Annotated in this window: 15 protein-coding genes; 4 read left to right on the plus strand and 11 right to left on the minus strand. The window is 46.9% G+C overall.

What is annotated here, in order from left to right:
• The first annotated feature begins 70 nt into the window (after positions 1 to 70).
• Positions 71 to 952 (plus strand): LysR family transcriptional regulator, encoded by an 882-nt coding sequence (locus tag R7R24_RS01290; protein ID WP_047101317.1) that lies wholly within the window; start codon positions 71 to 73, stop codon positions 950 to 952.
• Between the two features lie 178 nt (positions 953 to 1,130).
• Positions 1,131 to 1,886: a PhzF family phenazine biosynthesis protein gene (locus tag R7R24_RS01295; protein WP_005373270.1), complete on the plus strand. Its 756-nt coding sequence runs from the start codon at positions 1,131 to 1,133 to the stop codon at positions 1,884 to 1,886.
• Positions 1,887 to 1,955: 69 nt separating this feature from the next.
• Here the strand turns inward: R7R24_RS01295 and R7R24_RS01300 are convergent, their stop codons facing one another.
• The 3 genes from R7R24_RS01300 to R7R24_RS01310 are packed head-to-tail and all read right to left on the minus strand — an operon-like array spanning position 1,956 to position 4,505.
• Positions 1,956 to 2,084, minus strand: a complete 129-nt coding sequence (locus R7R24_RS01300; protein ID WP_005373267.1) for a DUF2474 domain-containing protein — start codon at positions 2,082 to 2,084, stop codon at positions 1,956 to 1,958.
• A gap of 20 nt (positions 2,085 to 2,104) precedes the next feature.
• Positions 2,105 to 3,112, minus strand: coding sequence for a cytochrome d ubiquinol oxidase subunit II (gene cydB / locus R7R24_RS01305; protein WP_005373265.1), 1,008 nt, complete (start codon positions 3,110 to 3,112; stop codon positions 2,105 to 2,107).
• 28 nt (positions 3,113 to 3,140) lie between these two features.
• Positions 3,141 to 4,505, minus strand: a complete 1,365-nt coding sequence (locus R7R24_RS01310; RefSeq protein WP_005373264.1) for a cytochrome ubiquinol oxidase subunit I — start codon at positions 4,503 to 4,505, stop codon at positions 3,141 to 3,143.
• 136 nt (positions 4,506 to 4,641) lie between these two features.
• On the opposite strand from R7R24_RS01310, the gene R7R24_RS01315 reads away from it, so the two are divergent.
• Entirely contained in the window at positions 4,642 to 6,075 is a 1,434-nt protein-coding gene (locus R7R24_RS01315; RefSeq protein ID WP_005373261.1) for a PLP-dependent aminotransferase family protein, read from the plus strand.
• Positions 6,076 to 6,084: 9 nt separating this feature from the next.
• Here the strand turns inward: R7R24_RS01315 and R7R24_RS01320 are convergent, their stop codons facing one another.
• Positions 6,085 to 6,633, minus strand: a complete 549-nt coding sequence (locus R7R24_RS01320; RefSeq protein ID WP_005373259.1) for a sugar O-acetyltransferase — start codon at positions 6,631 to 6,633, stop codon at positions 6,085 to 6,087.
• A 337-nt stretch (positions 6,634 to 6,970) separates the two neighbouring features.
• Here R7R24_RS01320 and R7R24_RS01325 point away from each other — a divergent pair, with 337 nt between their 5' ends.
• The gene (locus tag R7R24_RS01325; RefSeq protein ID WP_005373258.1) at positions 6,971 to 7,837 is read left to right on the plus strand and encodes a mechanosensitive ion channel family protein; all 867 of its coding nucleotides are present in this window, start codon (positions 6,971 to 6,973) and stop codon (positions 7,835 to 7,837) included.
• A gap of 98 nt (positions 7,838 to 7,935) precedes the next feature.
• Here the strand turns inward: R7R24_RS01325 and R7R24_RS01330 are convergent, their stop codons facing one another.
• From R7R24_RS01330 to R7R24_RS01360, 7 genes are all read right to left on the minus strand, one after another.
• Positions 7,936 to 8,256: a DUF1840 domain-containing protein gene (locus tag R7R24_RS01330; RefSeq protein WP_005373256.1), complete on the minus strand. Its 321-nt coding sequence runs from the start codon at positions 8,254 to 8,256 to the stop codon at positions 7,936 to 7,938.
• Positions 8,257 to 8,429: 173 nt separating this feature from the next.
• Positions 8,430 to 9,332, minus strand: coding sequence for a hydroxymethylglutaryl-CoA lyase (locus R7R24_RS01335; protein ID WP_005373253.1), 903 nt, complete (start codon positions 9,330 to 9,332; stop codon positions 8,430 to 8,432).
• On the minus strand, positions 9,313 to 11,361 hold the full coding sequence (locus R7R24_RS01340) for an acetyl/propionyl/methylcrotonyl-CoA carboxylase subunit alpha (protein ID WP_005373251.1): 2,049 nt from the start codon (positions 11,359 to 11,361) through the stop codon (positions 9,313 to 9,315). The genes R7R24_RS01335 and R7R24_RS01340 overlap by 20 nt, the downstream gene beginning before the upstream one ends.
• Positions 11,354 to 12,136, minus strand: a complete 783-nt coding sequence (locus R7R24_RS01345; RefSeq protein ID WP_005373249.1) for an enoyl-CoA hydratase-related protein — start codon at positions 12,134 to 12,136, stop codon at positions 11,354 to 11,356. The genes R7R24_RS01340 and R7R24_RS01345 overlap by 8 nt, the downstream gene beginning before the upstream one ends.
• 104 nt (positions 12,137 to 12,240) lie before the next feature.
• Entirely contained in the window at positions 12,241 to 13,848 is a 1,608-nt protein-coding gene (locus tag R7R24_RS01350; protein ID WP_005373247.1) for a carboxyl transferase domain-containing protein, read from the minus strand.
• 115 nt (positions 13,849 to 13,963) lie between these two features.
• Positions 13,964 to 15,133, minus strand: coding sequence for an isovaleryl-CoA dehydrogenase (locus tag R7R24_RS01355; RefSeq protein ID WP_005373245.1), 1,170 nt, complete (start codon positions 15,131 to 15,133; stop codon positions 13,964 to 13,966).
• 45 nt (positions 15,134 to 15,178) lie between these two features.
• Complete coding sequence (locus tag R7R24_RS01360; protein WP_005373242.1) at positions 15,179 to 15,565, minus strand: MerR family transcriptional regulator; 387 nt, start codon at positions 15,563 to 15,565, stop codon at positions 15,179 to 15,181.
• Positions 15,566 to 15,708: the final 143 nt, after the last annotated feature.

A 15,708-nucleotide genomic window follows, 5' to 3' on the forward strand; every position in this document is an offset into this window, starting at 1 on the left:
TATATTTAGATTGACTTCTACACGGTGCTAAATCCAATATAAAAAAGATTTATTTTGATATGGAAAATATATGGAATTTCGCTACCTGAAGTATTTTGTCGCGGTCGCCGAGACTCGTCACTTTACCCGAGCAGCTGAACAGTTAGGGATTGCGCAACCTCCTTTGAGTCAACAAATCAAAAAGCTAGAGCACGAGCTTGGCGTGGACTTATTTAAGCGCTTGTCTAGAGGAGTAGAACTGACCCATGCAGGGCAAGTCTTTTATACGGATGCGGTAAATATTCTTGCTGATGTGGAACGCGCTAAAGCAAAAGCCCGACAGATTGCCCGTGGTGAAAATACGCAGGTTAAAATTGGGTTCGCGACGTCAACATCAACCTGCATTAAGGTATTGGAGAGGATTGGGCGTATTCAAGAGAATGGGGTTCATTTACAGACGGCGGAACTGTCAATGCCAGAGCTTGCCACTCAGTTAAAAAGCAAACAACTTGATCTCGCAATCATGCGGCTACCCTGTTACGCCAGTGAGCCTTTTGAGCATAAGGTGTTGTTTAACGACCCGTTTGTCGCAGTGATTCCGGCGGGCCACGAACTGGCAAAATATCCCTGTATCCAGATGAAACAGTTGAGAGGCCATAAAATTTTACTGTTTCCACGAGAGACTGGACCCGCATTGTTTGATGGCATGAGCACACTTTTTGCCGACGCAGGAGTAAGGCTCGAACCACAGTTCGCAGCACCGCAACTTCGTACGACGATTGCCATGGCGCAGGCTGGGTTAGGTATTGCTCTCGTTCCGCGCTCACTGGCTGAACATCTCGATGATTCCGCGACAGTCGCCGAGATTGATGATATCCCCCTAACCAGTCGTGTTGTCGTTGCTTGGGAGGCATCTAATCTCAATAAACAAGCGCTAAAAGTAGCCATGCACATCGGTCATGTTGAGGCTTAAAGCTTTGTCATATAACCTGTCGATTGTACCCAACGAACAAAACTTACTGAAGATTGCGACTCTGTTGTCGTATATATTACCTACATCAAGTTGACTTGATAGCTGAACTCTCGTTTTTATCGAGATGATAATGACGAGGACCTTGATTTAATGCATGGTTAAACCGCAAGGGTGATGGATGATTAAAGCACAAATATATGATGTATTTTGTGATGAGTTAGCTCAAGGTAACCCATGTGGCGTTGTCGAACTAAATCACTGGCTGAGTGATTCTGAATTACTTCAAATCACTCATCAGGTCGCTCAACCTGTCACATCATTTGTGGTTCGGTCTGGCACTGACTACCACATTCGCTGGTTTAGCCTAGAAGGAGAGATCAACCTATGCGGACACGGAAGTTTGGGCGCAGGCGCTGCAATCATTTCCAACTATCATCAGAATGAGATCATTCTAAAAAGCCAGTATGGCCATATTACCGTTACTGAACTTGATGGAATGTACAGGATCGTGATGCCAAGTTGGCAAGCCAAGCCTCATGCCATCCCCTTGGATATTTCAGGTTTTTCCAATCGCCCCGTAGATGCTTTTACAACGCGTGATTTGGTTGTTGTTCTCGAGTCCGAAGATGATGTTGTTCTCTATCAACCTAACTTTGATGAGCTGATTAAAATTGATGAGTTTCATGCGGTCATCGTGACGGCTCAAAGTTCTGATAGTGGCTATGTGCTGCGTTACTTTGCACCTAAAATCGGTATTTCAGAAGATCTTGCCACAGGTTCGGCTCAGTGCTCATTGGCGCCTTATTGGTTTGAAAAGCTAGGCAAAGAAAAATTGACGGCTCGTCAGCTATCTCGTGCTGGTGGTTATTTTGAAGTGGCTCGCGGTTTAGAATCTACGATCGTATTGTCTGCACACGTGAAAAGTCGGACTTGAATGCAAACGCCTCTAGCTCTTACACAAGATCTAGAGGCATCCATTTTTTATTGACTTAAAAGTGCCGAGCTAAGATTTTAACCCGGCAGCGGTCATCATGACGCGAAATAACATAGACACTAACCCTAATGCAGCGACGCTAACGACCCAAATTCCAACCATCCAAGCCCATTGGCGGCACCAATTTTTGATTTTCATACTCACTCCTTATCAACTCGTTAATGGTACGCTTCGCCTTCTTTTACTTTTCCGGAGAAGACGTAGTAACTCCAAAAGGTGTAAGCCAGAATGATCGGGATGATGATCACTGCTCCAACGAGCATAAAGCGCTGACTGCTTGCAGGAGCCGCTGCTTCCCATATTGATATGCTAGGAGGAATGATATTTGGCCAGATACTGATGCCAAGCCCAGCGAACCCGAGAATCACGATCACCAATGCCATCACGAAAGGGCTGCGCTCTTTACGCTTTTTAACGGAGTCGGCAATCTTCAAACATACCAGCCCAGTAATGACAGGTACGGGCAGTAAGTAGAACAAATTAGGCAGAGAAAACCATCTTTCCGCAATGGCAGGGTAAGCAAGTGGAGTCCAAGCGCTCACAATGACTAATGCGGAGATCATTGCCAGTAGTGTTTTGTTAGTGAAGCGGTACATCGTGTTTTGCAGTTCACCTTCCGTCTTCATGATGAGCCATGTGCTACCAAGCAGCGCGTACGTTGCGACTAAACCCAAACCACAAAAGATGGGAAAAGGGCTGAGCCAGTCGAGTTGGCTACCTACGAAGACGCGGTTTTCCACCGCAAAGCCTTGAATTACCGCGCCAACAACGATGCCTTGGAAAAACGTGGTTAAAATCGAGCCGACCATAAAAGAGCGATCCCAGAACTTTAAGTGGCTTTCCAATGCTTTAAAGCGAAACTCAAACGCGACGCCACGAAAGATCAAAGCAATCAACATCAACGTTAAAGGGATGGTTAGCGCTTCAATAATCACAGCGTAAGCCATCGGAAAAGCGCCAAATAGAGATGCGCCTCCAAGTACAATCCAAGTTTCGTTACCGTCCCAAACAGGTGCGACACTGTTGACCATGACGTCTTTTTGCTTTTCATCCTTGATGAAGGGCATCAGTACTCCAATACCCAAATCGAAGCCGTCCATGATGATGTACATCAAAGTGGCAAAAACGATGATCGCGAACCAAATCACGGATAAATCAAAATGCATATTTTCTACCTTCACTTTGTGACAAATTCTAAATGCGACCTGAAACGGTCGTCATGTCGTGCTCATCGTGTTCGATTGCATCGGGGCCTTTCTTGATTTGGTGGATCATGTAGTAATAACCAAAACCAAATACCAAGCTGTATACAACAAGGAAACACAGCAGGCTGATGCTCATTTGTAGGTCTCCGTGTGCAGAAACCGCATCACGCGTTTTTTGTACGCCATACACGACCCAAGGTTGCCGACCAACCTCTGTCGTAAACCAGCCAGCGAGTATTGCGATAAGACCAGATGGCCCCATAAACAATGAAAACTTGAGGAACCAACGCGAAGTATAAAGCGTGTTCTTTTTTCGTAACCATATGCTGTAGAAGCTCTGAAAAATCATCAGAAGTCCTAGCCCGACCATGATTCGAAATGACCAAAAGACGATAGGTGAGTTCGGTCGTTCCTCTTTCGGGAAGTCTTTCAGCGCCGGGATTGGCTCAGTTAAACTGTGGCGTAGGATCAAACTTCCTAAAACAGGAATTTCTAAGGCATAGTCTGTGCGTTCTTGTTCCATGTTTGGCATGCCGAACAATATCAATGGGGTTGGTTTGCCATCGCTGTTATCCCAATGTCCTTCGATGGCAGCGATTTTGGCGGGCTGGTGTTCCAGAGTGTTTAGCCCGTGCACATCGCCAATCACGGCTTGGAGTGGCGCAAGGAACACTAAGATCCCGAGCGACATCGAAAACATGGTTTTTACCGCAGTCGATTGATTGCCTCTCAATAAATGCCAAGCGGCTGACGCGCCTACAAAGAGTGCTGAACTGACGAAAGCCGCGACGCTCATGTGCGCCAAACGATAAGGAAATGAAGGATTGAAAACGATAGCAAACCAGTCGGTTGGCACCACACGTCCGTCGACAATTTCATAGCCTTGTGGCGTTTGCATCCAACTGTTGGAGGCGAGAATCCAGAACGTCGAAATGATCGTTCCTAACGCCACCATCGAGGTTGCAAAAAAGTGCAGCTTTTCGCCGACGCGACGCCACCCAAACAGCATTACGCCAAGAAATCCGGCTTCGAGAAAGAAAGCCGTTAACACTTCATAAGTCAGTAATGGGCCTGTGATAGAACCAGCGAAGTCGGAGAAACCACTCCAGTTGGTGCCGAATTGATAGGCCATGACAAGACCAGATACAACACCCATTCCAAAGTTAACCGCAAAAATTTTCGACCAGAAGTGATAGAGCTTTTGGTAATCGGGATTACGTGTTTTTAGCCATAAGCCTTCCAGCACGGCGAGATAGGTGGCCAAACCTATGGTGATAGCGGGGAAAATAATATGAAAGGATACCGTAAAGGCGAACTGTATCCGTGCAAGCATAAATGCGTCGAGGCCAAACATTAAACTTCCTTTGATCTTTTAAGTTTTATGAGAGAGCTATTTTAAAAGGAGCGGAATGAGGGAAGTAGGTACAGACAGTGACTATAAACCTATAACAGATTAAATATTGAAGTGTTATTATTTTGAATTCGGCTTTATGGAAGGGGATTTGCGTTTGGCGAAGTATCAAGAGTTAGTGGAACAGCTTAAAAGGCAGATAAAATCGGGGATATGGCATCCGGGTGACAAGCTGCCTTCGCTGCGTCGCCAATCTGAACACTCGGGTTTGAGCTTGATGACGGTGTTGCACGCGTATCAAATTCTGGAATCTCAAGGCTGGGTAACGTCACAGCCGCGATCTGGTTATCGAGTCGCGCCCAATATTAAGAGTTCAAATGAACCCCAAGCGCCAGCCGCGGTTTCGTGGACAGAGCAGGTAGACATCAATGAGTTTATCTTTGATGTTCTGCAGGCGAGCAAAAATCCATCCATGATCAATTTTGGCTTTGCCTATCCAGACCCAAGTTTGTATCCACGCTATCACGTGAATCGGGCGATGAGCGCAGCCGCTCGCAATATGCCGATTTCCACCACCTTTGATAACTTACCGCCGGGAAATGAACAATTACGCACCATCATCGCGAAGCGTTATGCTGCGAAAGGCATTGAAATTTCACCCGATGAAATTGTCATTACGGCAGGCGCGCTGGAGGCGTTAACGCTCAGTTTGCAAGCTTGTACAAGACCGGGAGATTGGGTGGTTGTGGAGTCGCCTGCATTCTATGGCGCTTTGCAATCCTTAGAGCGGTTAGGTTTGAAAGCGCTCTCAGTAAGAACAGACCCAGTCACGGGCATTGACCTAGACTCATTGGAACGAGCGCTGCAAACACACGATGTGAAAGCATGTTGGCTGATGTCGAACTTCCAGAATCCTCTGGGTTTTACGCTTTCCAACGAGAAAAAACAAAAGCTGATTGAACTGACACAGCGATATAACGTGCCAGTAATTGAAGATGATGTGTACAGCGAACTGCATGCCGAGAATGACTCGGTTTACCCACTAAGAATGTTTGATGACACGGGTAATACCATGTTGTGCTCCTCGTTTTCAAAATCATTAATCGCAGGGCTACGTATTGGTTGGGTTGCGGCGGGAAAGCGGGCGCTAGAGGTACAAAAGTTACAGCTAATGAGTACATTAGCGACGAGTGCACCAGTGCAAATGACATTGGTGCACTATTTAACAAGCCGCAATTATGAATCGCATTTGAAGCAGTTACGGAAAAAGCTGTTTGAACGTAAAAGTAAGATGACGGTTCTGCTTAGTGAGCTGTTACCTGAAGCAGTCAAAGTGTTAAGCCAAAGCGGTGGGTACTTTATTTGGTTAGAGCTCCCCAAGCATATTGATGCCTTGCCGATATATCGAGAAGCACTAAAAGGTAATATCAGCATCGCACCGGGAAAGATGTTCAGCCTGACAGAACAATACGATCACTGTATTCGTCTTAACGCTTCTTTTGAGCTCAATGACAAATATGTTCATGCTCTCAATCTGCTCGCTAATATTATTCGCGATCATTTGGCGAAATAGCGACTTTCTTCAGTTTTTTGGTTTAATGGAGCGCGCCGGATTTCCAACAACTCGATCGCCCGGCGCAACGTCTTTGGTTACGACAGAGCCAGCGCCGACGACGGCCTCATCACCAATGGTCACGCCTGGCAGTATGATAGCGCCCCCACCAATCCAAACGTTATTGCCGATTTTTACCGGTTTGGCGATCTCATCTCCGGCTAAGCGTCTTTGTGTATCGAGTGAATGAGCGGCTGTGTAAATTTGCACTCTAGGCCCAATCATGACGTTCGCGCCAACCTCAACCTGTCCATTGTCCAGAATAATGGCATCCCAGTTGATGTAGGTGTTTTCTCCGATGGACAAGTGACAACCGTAGGTAAGTTGTAGCGGTGGCTCTATACAGGCGCTATTTTTTAATTGGACGCCCATTTCCGCCAATAGCTGTCTACGGATATCTGGGTTTGGTTCGTGGTTAAACTGGAAGACAAGCTGCGCAGTTTTGGCGCGCATTAGCTTTAGTTCTTCATCCAGACAATTATAGGTTTCTCCAGAGCGCATCCGAGTCAGTTCTGACATAACAATCATTCCATCAATATAAATTGCAATAAGGTGCATAATAATAAGTGAGAGTGATTCGAAGTGAAAATTTGACGCTTAAAAATCAGAAAGTTATCACTGATTTGCCTTGCGTATCCAGTTGGTTGATTGGCTCGTTTAGTTCACAAAGACGTGCTCCCTAAATGGCTTAATCGGTTGAAGCCAAAGTGGGAAACCACTCGAAGCGTTTTACGTAGATTACAATATAGTTAATAAGAAGAACTTAGTTGAGCCGCTTGCGCTATCGATTGACCTAAAAATTTAAGACTTATGCGCTCTGGCTTGCTGGCAACGATGAATCAAGAGTGAGCACTTTATGTTCGAACGGGTCATTTCATTTTTAGAAACAACGCTGTTTACCTTTAACGAACAACCTATCACGTTATGGGCGATATTGATGGTGCCGACATGGGTGATTGTCGCTTTATGGTTATCAAAAATTTTGATCAAAACCGTTACGTCAAGAATGTCCTCATCGGGGAAAGACCCAAACGTGATTCATTTGGTTAAACGGATATTATTTGTCATCGCTCTCGCCATTATTTTTATGACCACACTTTCGATGATCAATGTGCCAATTACCGCGTTTGCCTTTCTGTCTGGTGCCATCGCTATCGGCTTCGGTTTTGGTGCGCAAAACATCATTAACAACTTCATAAGTGGCTGGATTTTGATTGGTGAAAAGCCAATTCGAATTGGGGACTTTTTAGAGGTTGAGGGCGCCAAAGGCACTGTCGAGCAAATAAATACACGTTCAACGAGAATCAGACGAACCGATGGTGTTCATATGCTCATACCCAACAGTCAGTTGATTGAGAACGTGGTGATCAACTGGACGTTATGTGACAGATTAGTTCGTGGCTCGGTCGTCGTCGGCGTCGCGTATGGGAGCGATGTCAAACAGGTTGCTGCCTTAATGGCGGAAGTGACTTCGCAGCAAGCGCAAGTTCTGAGTTCGCCAGCGCCAGATGTGTTTTTTCAAGACTTTGGTGACAATGCTTTGATCTTCGAATCTTATTTTTGGATTAACTCAACGGTTGAGGGCGGTATTCGCTCGGTCGCAAGTGCCATGCGTTTTGAAATCTACGAAGCTTTCGAAAAGCACGGCATTGAAATCGCGTTTCCACAACGAGATGTGCACATTGATGGGCAAATCAAGTTGTCTAGGGAGAGAAACGGATAGGGCGATAAGCGGTATTGGTGTTCTTATCTTGGTGTCGAGTAACCATAGCGAGGCGGTCACAACACGGATTCACCTCGCTAGAAACCAGTTTGAAGGCGTTATTGGTTGTCCCACATGACTTCGCATTCTTCTTTGATTGCTGATTTTAGCAACTCAATCAGTGGAAACGCTCTGCGTCCTAGGCTTACCGCGGGCTCTGCTTGTTCTTCCTCTTCGTCTACATCAGTAGGGAGGTTTTCTTCAGCTGCATTTTTCGCAGATAGAGCAGAAGTTAATCTTGATAACGCGTCAGGAACATCTTGAGCGGAAATTGATCCCGGCACCGTGCCGCTGTGACCCATCATTTTGAGCATATCTAATGCAATATCACCAAACATTGTGACGTTTGAGTGGCTTCGACAACGAAATGTTATGAGCATTTACCTGATCCTGTTTTATATGTTCGCTTTGAAACTAAATTGTAGCTGAAATCAGGCACTAATTAATGTGATGAAGACCGTTGAGCGTTAAGGTTTTTATGAGTAACAATAAAAAACGGGCACGTACGTCTGCATGCCCGTTTAAATACATTACCTGATTGGTTGTTGATGATTTACAAGCTATACGGATCGCCCAGAGCTAATGCGACCCTAGAAGCAGGAGACTTTCCTAACGCACGGCAAATTTGCCAACCCGCTTCATTGATGACGCCAAGGTCAACGCCTGTTTCAATCCCAAGTTGCTCACACAGATAAAGTACATCTTCCGTTGCAACATTGCCACTGGCTCCTTTCGCGTAAGGGCAGCCGCCGAGCCCCGCTACTGCGCTATCAATGGTGTTGATGCCCATTAACAAGGCTTGGTAGATATTGGCTAATGCTTGTCCATAAGTGTCATGAAAATGTACTGCGAGCGCGTCTTTTGGCAGTAGCGTTAACAACGAATCCAGCATGGCGATAACGCGATTAGGCGTTGCTTTACCGACAGTATCACCGAGCGAAATCTCATAACATCCCATATCAAACAACGTATTGGCGACCTTGGTAGTTTGCTCTGGCTTTATTACTCCCTCATATGGACACACCATGGTACAAGACAAGTACCCGCGTACAGGAATGTTGTGCTGGTTCGCCAATTCGATAACGGGTTCAAATCGAGCGAGACTTTCGGTAATGCTGCAGTTGATGTTCTTCTGGCTGAACGTTTCTGAAGCGGAGCCAAACACCGCAATTCGCTTTACACCGCTTTCCAGCGCACGTTCTAACCCTGCGAGATTTGGTGTGAGCGCGCTATAAACCACTTCAGGCTTTTTTGAGATACCAGCAAACACCTGATCGGAATCGGCCATTTGAGGCACCCACCTTGGAGAGACGAAAGATCCCGCCTCAATATGCTTTAAGCCACTGCTGCTTAGTTGGTTAATCAAACGGATTTTATCAACCAGCGTCACTGACGTTTCATTTTGCAGACCATCACGAGCGCCGACTTCGACGATATTAACCTTCGCTGGTAGCATATTCGCGCTCCTTATCTTCACTGACGTTATCCGATATCAAAGCCAAATTCAGCAGGATGGAACCGTGCTGTACTTGGTCCCCGTGCTGATAAAACAATTCGTCGACTTTTGCTGCTACCGGAGCCGTGATGGTGTATTCCATTTTCATTGCTTCGAGTACCAAAAGCGGATCGCCCGCCGCCACTTCGTCACCTTTAGCCACCATAACTGCTGAAATTATGCCGTTGAGTGGTGCGGTTGGACTTAGTTCATCATCTACATCTTTTGCAGAGTCAAAGTTAGGTTGATGAGCGAACGTGCGCTGCTGACCAAGATAAAATAGTGTTGTTCTTTGTTCATCGCTAAGTGCATTAAAGGTGTAACGCACATTATCAATATCGACGATAAACTGGTTGTCACTTTCAAGCAGGATGACCTGATGCAGATCCTCGCCGCATCGGACAGTGAAGTGAGATCCTGTATCTTGCGATGATTGTTGCAAACGTGCCTGATGGTTGGCATTGGCATCCGTGAAGTTAAATCGGTAAACGTTGTCAACTGACAGTCTAAAACCTCGTTTGGTTGGCGCGGGTAACGTTGAGCTGTCTGATTTTGAAATGAGATCATTCCAACGAGCAACCGCCGCCAATGTAAGCCAGATTGAATCCGAGACGTCTTGCTGCTCATTTATGCCTTGTTGATGTCTTACGAGGAAACCTGTATCGAGCTCAATCTCGGCAAAGGCTGGCTGCGAAATAATACTGTGCAGATAACCAATGTTTGTCGTTACGCCACGTACGTGATATTGAGTTAACGCCTGCTTAATCTGCTTTAGAGCGATATCACGAGTTTGCCCCCAGACGATCAGCTTGCTGATCATTGGATCGTAATATTCGCTGATGCTATCGCCTTGGGTAACACCACTATCAACGCGTACGCACGCTAGGCGCACACTACTGTCTGATACGGGTTCTTTTAAGTAATCAATGCGGCCAGTCGACGGCATAAAGTCATTGTCTGTATCTTCTGCGTAAATTCGCAGCTCAATTGAATGACCGTTGTGGGTGATTTCCGATTGCGAAATAGGTAAATGCTCGCCAGCTGCGACTTTGAATTGCCACTCCACCAAATCAACGCCGGTGATCAATTCAGTGACAGGGTGTTCAACTTGCAGACGGGTATTCATCTCCATGAAGTAGAATTGACCTCGGCTATCGAGTAAGAACTCCACCGTGCCAGCGCCAACATAGTCGATCGCTTGAGCGGCCTGAACCGCAGCTTCACCCATTTGTTTACGCAGTTCATCACTAAGACCGGGAGCTGGTGCTTCTTCGACTACTTTTTGGTGACGACGCTGAATGGAACAATCGCGATCAGAAAGATAGACACAGTTGCCACGCTGGTCTGCGAATACCTGAACTTCCACGTGGCGAGGCTGCAATATGCATTTTTCGATTAGAAGCTGCTTATCGCCAAAGCTTGAAAGTGCTTCACGCTGCGCTCCGTCGATAGCCAGCGGCATTTCGGCTGCGCTGTTGACCACTCGCATGCCTTTGCCGCCGCCACCTTGTGTTGCTTTAAGCATCACTGGGTAACCGATTTTTTCAGCTTCCGCTAATAAGTGCTCTACGCTGTTGTCTGTGCCGTGATAGCCGGGAACCAAGGGCACGTTCGCCTCAGACATGATGGCTTTGGCTTGCGACTTCGAACCCATTGCTTCAATTGCGCTGGTGGGAGGGCCAATAAAAACAATGCCATTTTCGCTGCACGCTTTCGCCAGTTTAGGGTTCTCGGAAAGAAAACCATACCCAGGGTGGATAGCATCGGCTTGCCATTTTTTCGCAGCGCCGATAATTGCATCGATATCGAGATACGATTCACTCGCAGGAGCGGGGCCAATGAATTCAGCGAAATCCGCTTGTTTAACATGTAAGCTGCTGCGATCCGCTTCGGAATAGACGGCAACCGTCTCTATAGCCATGCTTTTTGCGGTTTTAATGATTCGGCAGGCAATTTCACCGCGGTTTGCGATCAGTATTCTTTTAAACATGATTCCTCCAATTGGCGGCGCGCTTTTCAAAAAATGCACTCAGTCCTTCTTGTCCTTCTTCGGACACGCGGGCGGTTGCAATAGCTTGGCTGGTGTATTCAATTAATGAATGCTCGATAGGTTGATTGTCACAACGTAAGCAGAGCGTTTTTGCTGCCTGCATGGCTTGTGGACCGTTGTTAAGCAGGTGATCAATGGTGCGATTGACGGCTTCACGTGGTTGAGAGTCTATCTGATGAAGAATACTCATCGATAGTGCGGTTTCGGCATCAATCAGTTCCGCGGTTAAAAAGTAGCGTCGGCTTTGTCGTTGTCCAATCGCTCGAATGACGTAGGGTCCGATTGTCGCGGGTAACAAACCGAGTTTCACTTCACTCAAACAGAAGCGGCTTTCAGGTGTACCGATAGCGATATCGCAGCAGCAGATAAGCCCAAGTGCGCCGCCAAATGCAGCGCCATGCACCATAGCAATGGTTGGTTTGCTAAAGGTATCCAGTTTGTGCAAGAGCAACGCTAACTGCTGTGCATCTTGCAGATTTTCCCCCTCGGTTTTGGTGGCCATTGACTGCATCCAGCCAAGATCCGCACCCGCAGAAAAGTGTTTACCTTGCGCCGTTAGTACCAATGCACGTAGAGAGTTGTCTCTCTCAAGTTTTTCCAAGGTGTCGATAAGTGAAGCAATTAATTCATCATTAAACGCGTTGTGTTTCTCTGGTCGATTGAGGCTCAACCAAGCAACGCCATTGCTGTCTTTTTCAAGCAGTAGTCCGGTCATGTGACTTCCTTTGTCTGACATTTCAGTCTGTATTTCAATGCTCGCTAACCATTACTTTTTAAACATCGGTATTCGCGAGGAGTTAAGGTTTGCCTTGCATCCGGCTACATGCGGAAGATGCCAAATTTACTGTCTGGTATTGGCGCATTAAGCGCAGCAGACAGAGCAATGCCGACAACATCACGGGTTTTCGCAGGGTCAATAATGCCGTCGTCCCACAGGCGTGCACTGGCGTAGTATGCATGGCTTTGAGTCTGATATTGCTCCGCAATTGGACGTTTGAACGCTTCTTCTTCCTCTACGCTCCAGCTTTCACCTTTGCGAGTTTTGATATCGCGGGTCACTTGCGCCATCACGCCAGCCGCTTGCTCTCCACCCATGACGGAGATGCGCGCGTTTGGCCACATCCACATCATGGTTGGATCATAAGCGCGGCCACACATGCCGTAGTTTCCTGCGCCATACGATCCACCAATAACCACGGTAAACTTCGGCACGTCTGCACACGCAACAGCAGTTACCATTTTCGCACCATGTTTGGCGATGCCTTCGGCTTCGTACTTCTGACCGACCATAAAGCCCGTGATGTTCTGCAAGAAGAGCAGAGGAATTTTGCGTTGTGCGCACAGCTCAATAAAATGCGCGCCTTTTTGTGCTGATTCCGAAAATAGAATGCCGTTGTTAGCGACAATGCCAATCGGCATACCGTGAATATGGGCAAAGCCACAGACCAAGGTTTCGCCGAACAAGGCTTTAAATTCATCGAACTGGGAATCATCAACAATTCGGGCAATGACCTCTTTAACATCAAACGGCTTTTTGAGATCGGTCCCGACGATGCCGTACAGCTCTTGGGCAGGAAAATGTGGTTCCTGTGGTGCTTTTTGCTTGAGTTGAACGGGTTTCAAGTGGTTAATTTGAGAAACGGCTTGTCTTGCCAACTCTAACGCGTGGTGATCATTTTCTGCGTAATAGTCCGCCACACCAGAGGTGCGACAATGAACGTCTGCGCCACCAAGATCTTCCGCACTGACTTCTTCACCTGTCGCTGCTTTTACAAGAGGTGGACCTGCCAAAAAAATCGTGCCTTGTTCTTTGACTATGATGGATACGTCGCACATGGCAGGGACATAAGCGCCGCCAGCGGTACATAGCCCCATGACCACCGCAATTTGTGGAATGCCTTTGGCCGACATACGGGCTTGGTTGTAGAAAATACGGCCAAAATGGTCTTTATCTGGGAAGACTTCATCTTGGCGGGGGAGGTTAGCACCGCCAGAGTCGACTAAGTAAACACACGGCAGTTGGCATTTTTCTGCAATTTCTTGTGCTCTTAAGTGCTTTTTCACGGTGAGTGGGTAGTAACTGCCGCCTTTTACCGTCACGTCGTTCGCGACGATCATGCACTCAGTGCCGTCAATCACACCCACACCTGCAACCACTCCAGCACATGGAACGTAATCTGGATACACATCCCAGCCAGCAAATTGACCAATTTCTAGAAAGGACGAACCAGGGTCGAGTAGGGCAAGAATGCGCTCACGTACCGGAAGTTTGCCTTTCTTCTGCTGATGCTCGCGGGCTTTCTCACCGCCACCATCTTCTATTTGGGCAGTCACGGTATAAAGTTGATCTACAAGTGAAGCCATAGAGCGGTAGTTTTCCTGATACTGCTCTGAATGGGTATTAATATTGGTCGTCAAACAAGCCATAAATAGCCGATCTCCATTCGGTAGACGGGTGTCACCACCCGTCTTTATTTAGGTTGAATAAGATTTAGATTGAATAAGGAAGTTGTTTCGAGTTCGAACCGCCTAGGTATGATGATTAGGCGCTTTCGTTAAACAATTCGCGACCAATAAGCATGCGGCGAATTTCTGACGTGCCCGCACCGATTTCATACAGCTTGGCATCTCGCAACAAACGGCCCGTATCAAACTCGTTGATGTAGCCGTTACCGCCAAGTAGTTGAATCGCATCCAGTGCCATCTTGGTTGCCAGCTCTGCGCTGTAGAGGATCGCGCCAGCAGAATCTTTACGTGTGGTTTCACCGCGATCACAAGCGGCAGCGACGGCGTAAACATACGCTTTAGCGGCATTCATTTGTGTGTACATATCCGCGATTTTTGCTTGAACTAGCTGGAATTCACCGATGGATTTACCGAACTGTTTACGGTCGTGAATGTAAGGCACAACGATATCCATACACGCCTGCATGATGCCAAGTGGGCCGCCTGCAAGCACCACACGTTCGTAGTCGAGGCCGCTCATCAATACTTTCACGCCTTGGTTTTCTTCGCCGAGAATATTCTCCGCAGGGACCTCGCAGTTTTGGAAGACCAGCTCACACGTATTCGAGCCGCGCATGCCCAACTTGTCGAGTTTTTGTGCTTGAGTAAATCCAGGGAATCCGCGTTCCACAATAAACGCCGTGATGCCTTTGGAGTGCTGGCTTGGGTCGGTTTTTGCGTAGACAACATAGGTGTGTGCATCAGGGCCGTTGGTGATCCACATTTTGTTGCCATTTAATAGGAAAATATCGCCTTTACGTTCGGCTTTAAGCTGCATAGAGACCACATCAGAGCCGGCGCCGGGTTCACTCATAGCAAGGGCGCCGATATGTTCACCGGAGATGAGCTTAGGTAGGTATTTCTCTTTTTGCGCTTGTGTGCCGTTACGGTGGATTTGGTTGACGCAAAGGTTGGAGTGAGCGCCGTAACTTAACGCAACCGAAGCGGATGCTCGGCTGATTTCTTCCATAGCGATAACGTGGGCGAGATAGCCCATGCCTGCACCACCAAACTCTTCGCTGGTGGTCACACCTAAAAGACCCATGTCACCTAATTTGGACCAAAGATGGTTTGGAAAGTCGTTAGTTTGGTCGATAGATTGCGCTAGCGGCGCAATTTCTCTTGCAGCAAAACTATTGATTTGCTCGCGAAGCAAATCGGTATTTTCGTCATAAACAAAGTTCAGGGAAGAGTAGGTAGATTTCATTGCGTGTCCTTGCCTTTACGTCACCTACATCCCAGAGTTGAGGTGTTAGGTGACTTTTTCGCCTTTCATGGATCTCAGTGTGTTTTGGCATCGCAACTGCGCAGCATTTAACTCCATCATTACCGCTTGAATGTCGTTTGCTTGCTGTTGCAATGCTGCCTTCTTCTCTTCGATCAACCGAATCATATAGTTCAACTGCTCAGTACTTTGATCGGTATCGTAGAGTTCAAATAACTCTTTGATATCTGCAAGAGAAAAGCCCAATCGCTTACCTCGCAAAATCAGTTTTAGTCGAATTCGATCGCGACCATTGTAGATTCGAGTGTTGCCTTTACGTTCTGGAGTTAGGAGACCTAAATCTTCGTAGAAGCGAATGCTTCGAGTAGTAATGTCGAACTCTTTCGCGAGCTCGCTGATCTTAAATGTGTTCATTCCTTAACCTTACGACTTTCGTATAACATTCACATGAATATACAATTCGTTAACGTTAAAGTAAACAAACAACATCCACTCTTGAGCCTTGATATCACTCGCATTTACTCGAAATCAAAGAATCACTCGAACAAACAATAACC

It is taken from the genome of Vibrio sp. 704, assembly GCF_033339295.1.

Bases quoted from the DNA above. Each gene is read 5' to 3' on its own strand.
- R7R24_RS01290 (WP_047101317.1), top strand. From the start codon at position 71: ATGGAATTTCGCTACCTGAAGTATTTTGTCGCGGTCGCCGAGACTCGT.
- R7R24_RS01295 (WP_005373270.1), top strand. From the start codon at position 1,131: ATGATTAAAGCACAAATATATGATGTATTTTGTGATGAGTTAGCTCAA.
- R7R24_RS01300 (WP_005373267.1), bottom strand. From the start codon at position 2,084: ATGAAAATCAAAAATTGGTGCCGCCAATGGGCTTGGATGGTTGGAATT.
- cydB (WP_005373265.1), bottom strand. From the start codon at position 3,112: ATGCATTTTGATTTATCCGTGATTTGGTTCGCGATCATCGTTTTTGCC.
- R7R24_RS01310 (WP_005373264.1), bottom strand. From the start codon at position 4,505: ATGTTTGGCCTCGACGCATTTATGCTTGCACGGATACAGTTCGCCTTT.
- R7R24_RS01315 (WP_005373261.1), top strand. From the start codon at position 4,642: ATGGAAGGGGATTTGCGTTTGGCGAAGTATCAAGAGTTAGTGGAACAG.
- R7R24_RS01320 (WP_005373259.1), bottom strand. From the start codon at position 6,633: ATGTCAGAACTGACTCGGATGCGCTCTGGAGAAACCTATAATTGTCTG.
- R7R24_RS01325 (WP_005373258.1), top strand. From the start codon at position 6,971: ATGTTCGAACGGGTCATTTCATTTTTAGAAACAACGCTGTTTACCTTT.
- R7R24_RS01330 (WP_005373256.1), bottom strand. From the start codon at position 8,256: ATGCTCATAACATTTCGTTGTCGAAGCCACTCAAACGTCACAATGTTT.
- R7R24_RS01335 (WP_005373253.1), bottom strand. From the start codon at position 9,332: ATGCTACCAGCGAAGGTTAATATCGTCGAAGTCGGCGCTCGTGATGGT.
- R7R24_RS01340 (WP_005373251.1), bottom strand. From the start codon at position 11,361: ATGTTTAAAAGAATACTGATCGCAAACCGCGGTGAAATTGCCTGCCGA.
- R7R24_RS01345 (WP_005373249.1), bottom strand. From the start codon at position 12,136: ATGACCGGACTACTGCTTGAAAAAGACAGCAATGGCGTTGCTTGGTTG.
- R7R24_RS01350 (WP_005373247.1), bottom strand. From the start codon at position 13,848: ATGGCTTGTTTGACGACCAATATTAATACCCATTCAGAGCAGTATCAG.
- R7R24_RS01355 (WP_005373245.1), bottom strand. From the start codon at position 15,133: ATGAAATCTACCTACTCTTCCCTGAACTTTGTTTATGACGAAAATACC.
- R7R24_RS01360 (WP_005373242.1), bottom strand. From the start codon at position 15,565: ATGAACACATTTAAGATCAGCGAGCTCGCGAAAGAGTTCGACATTACT.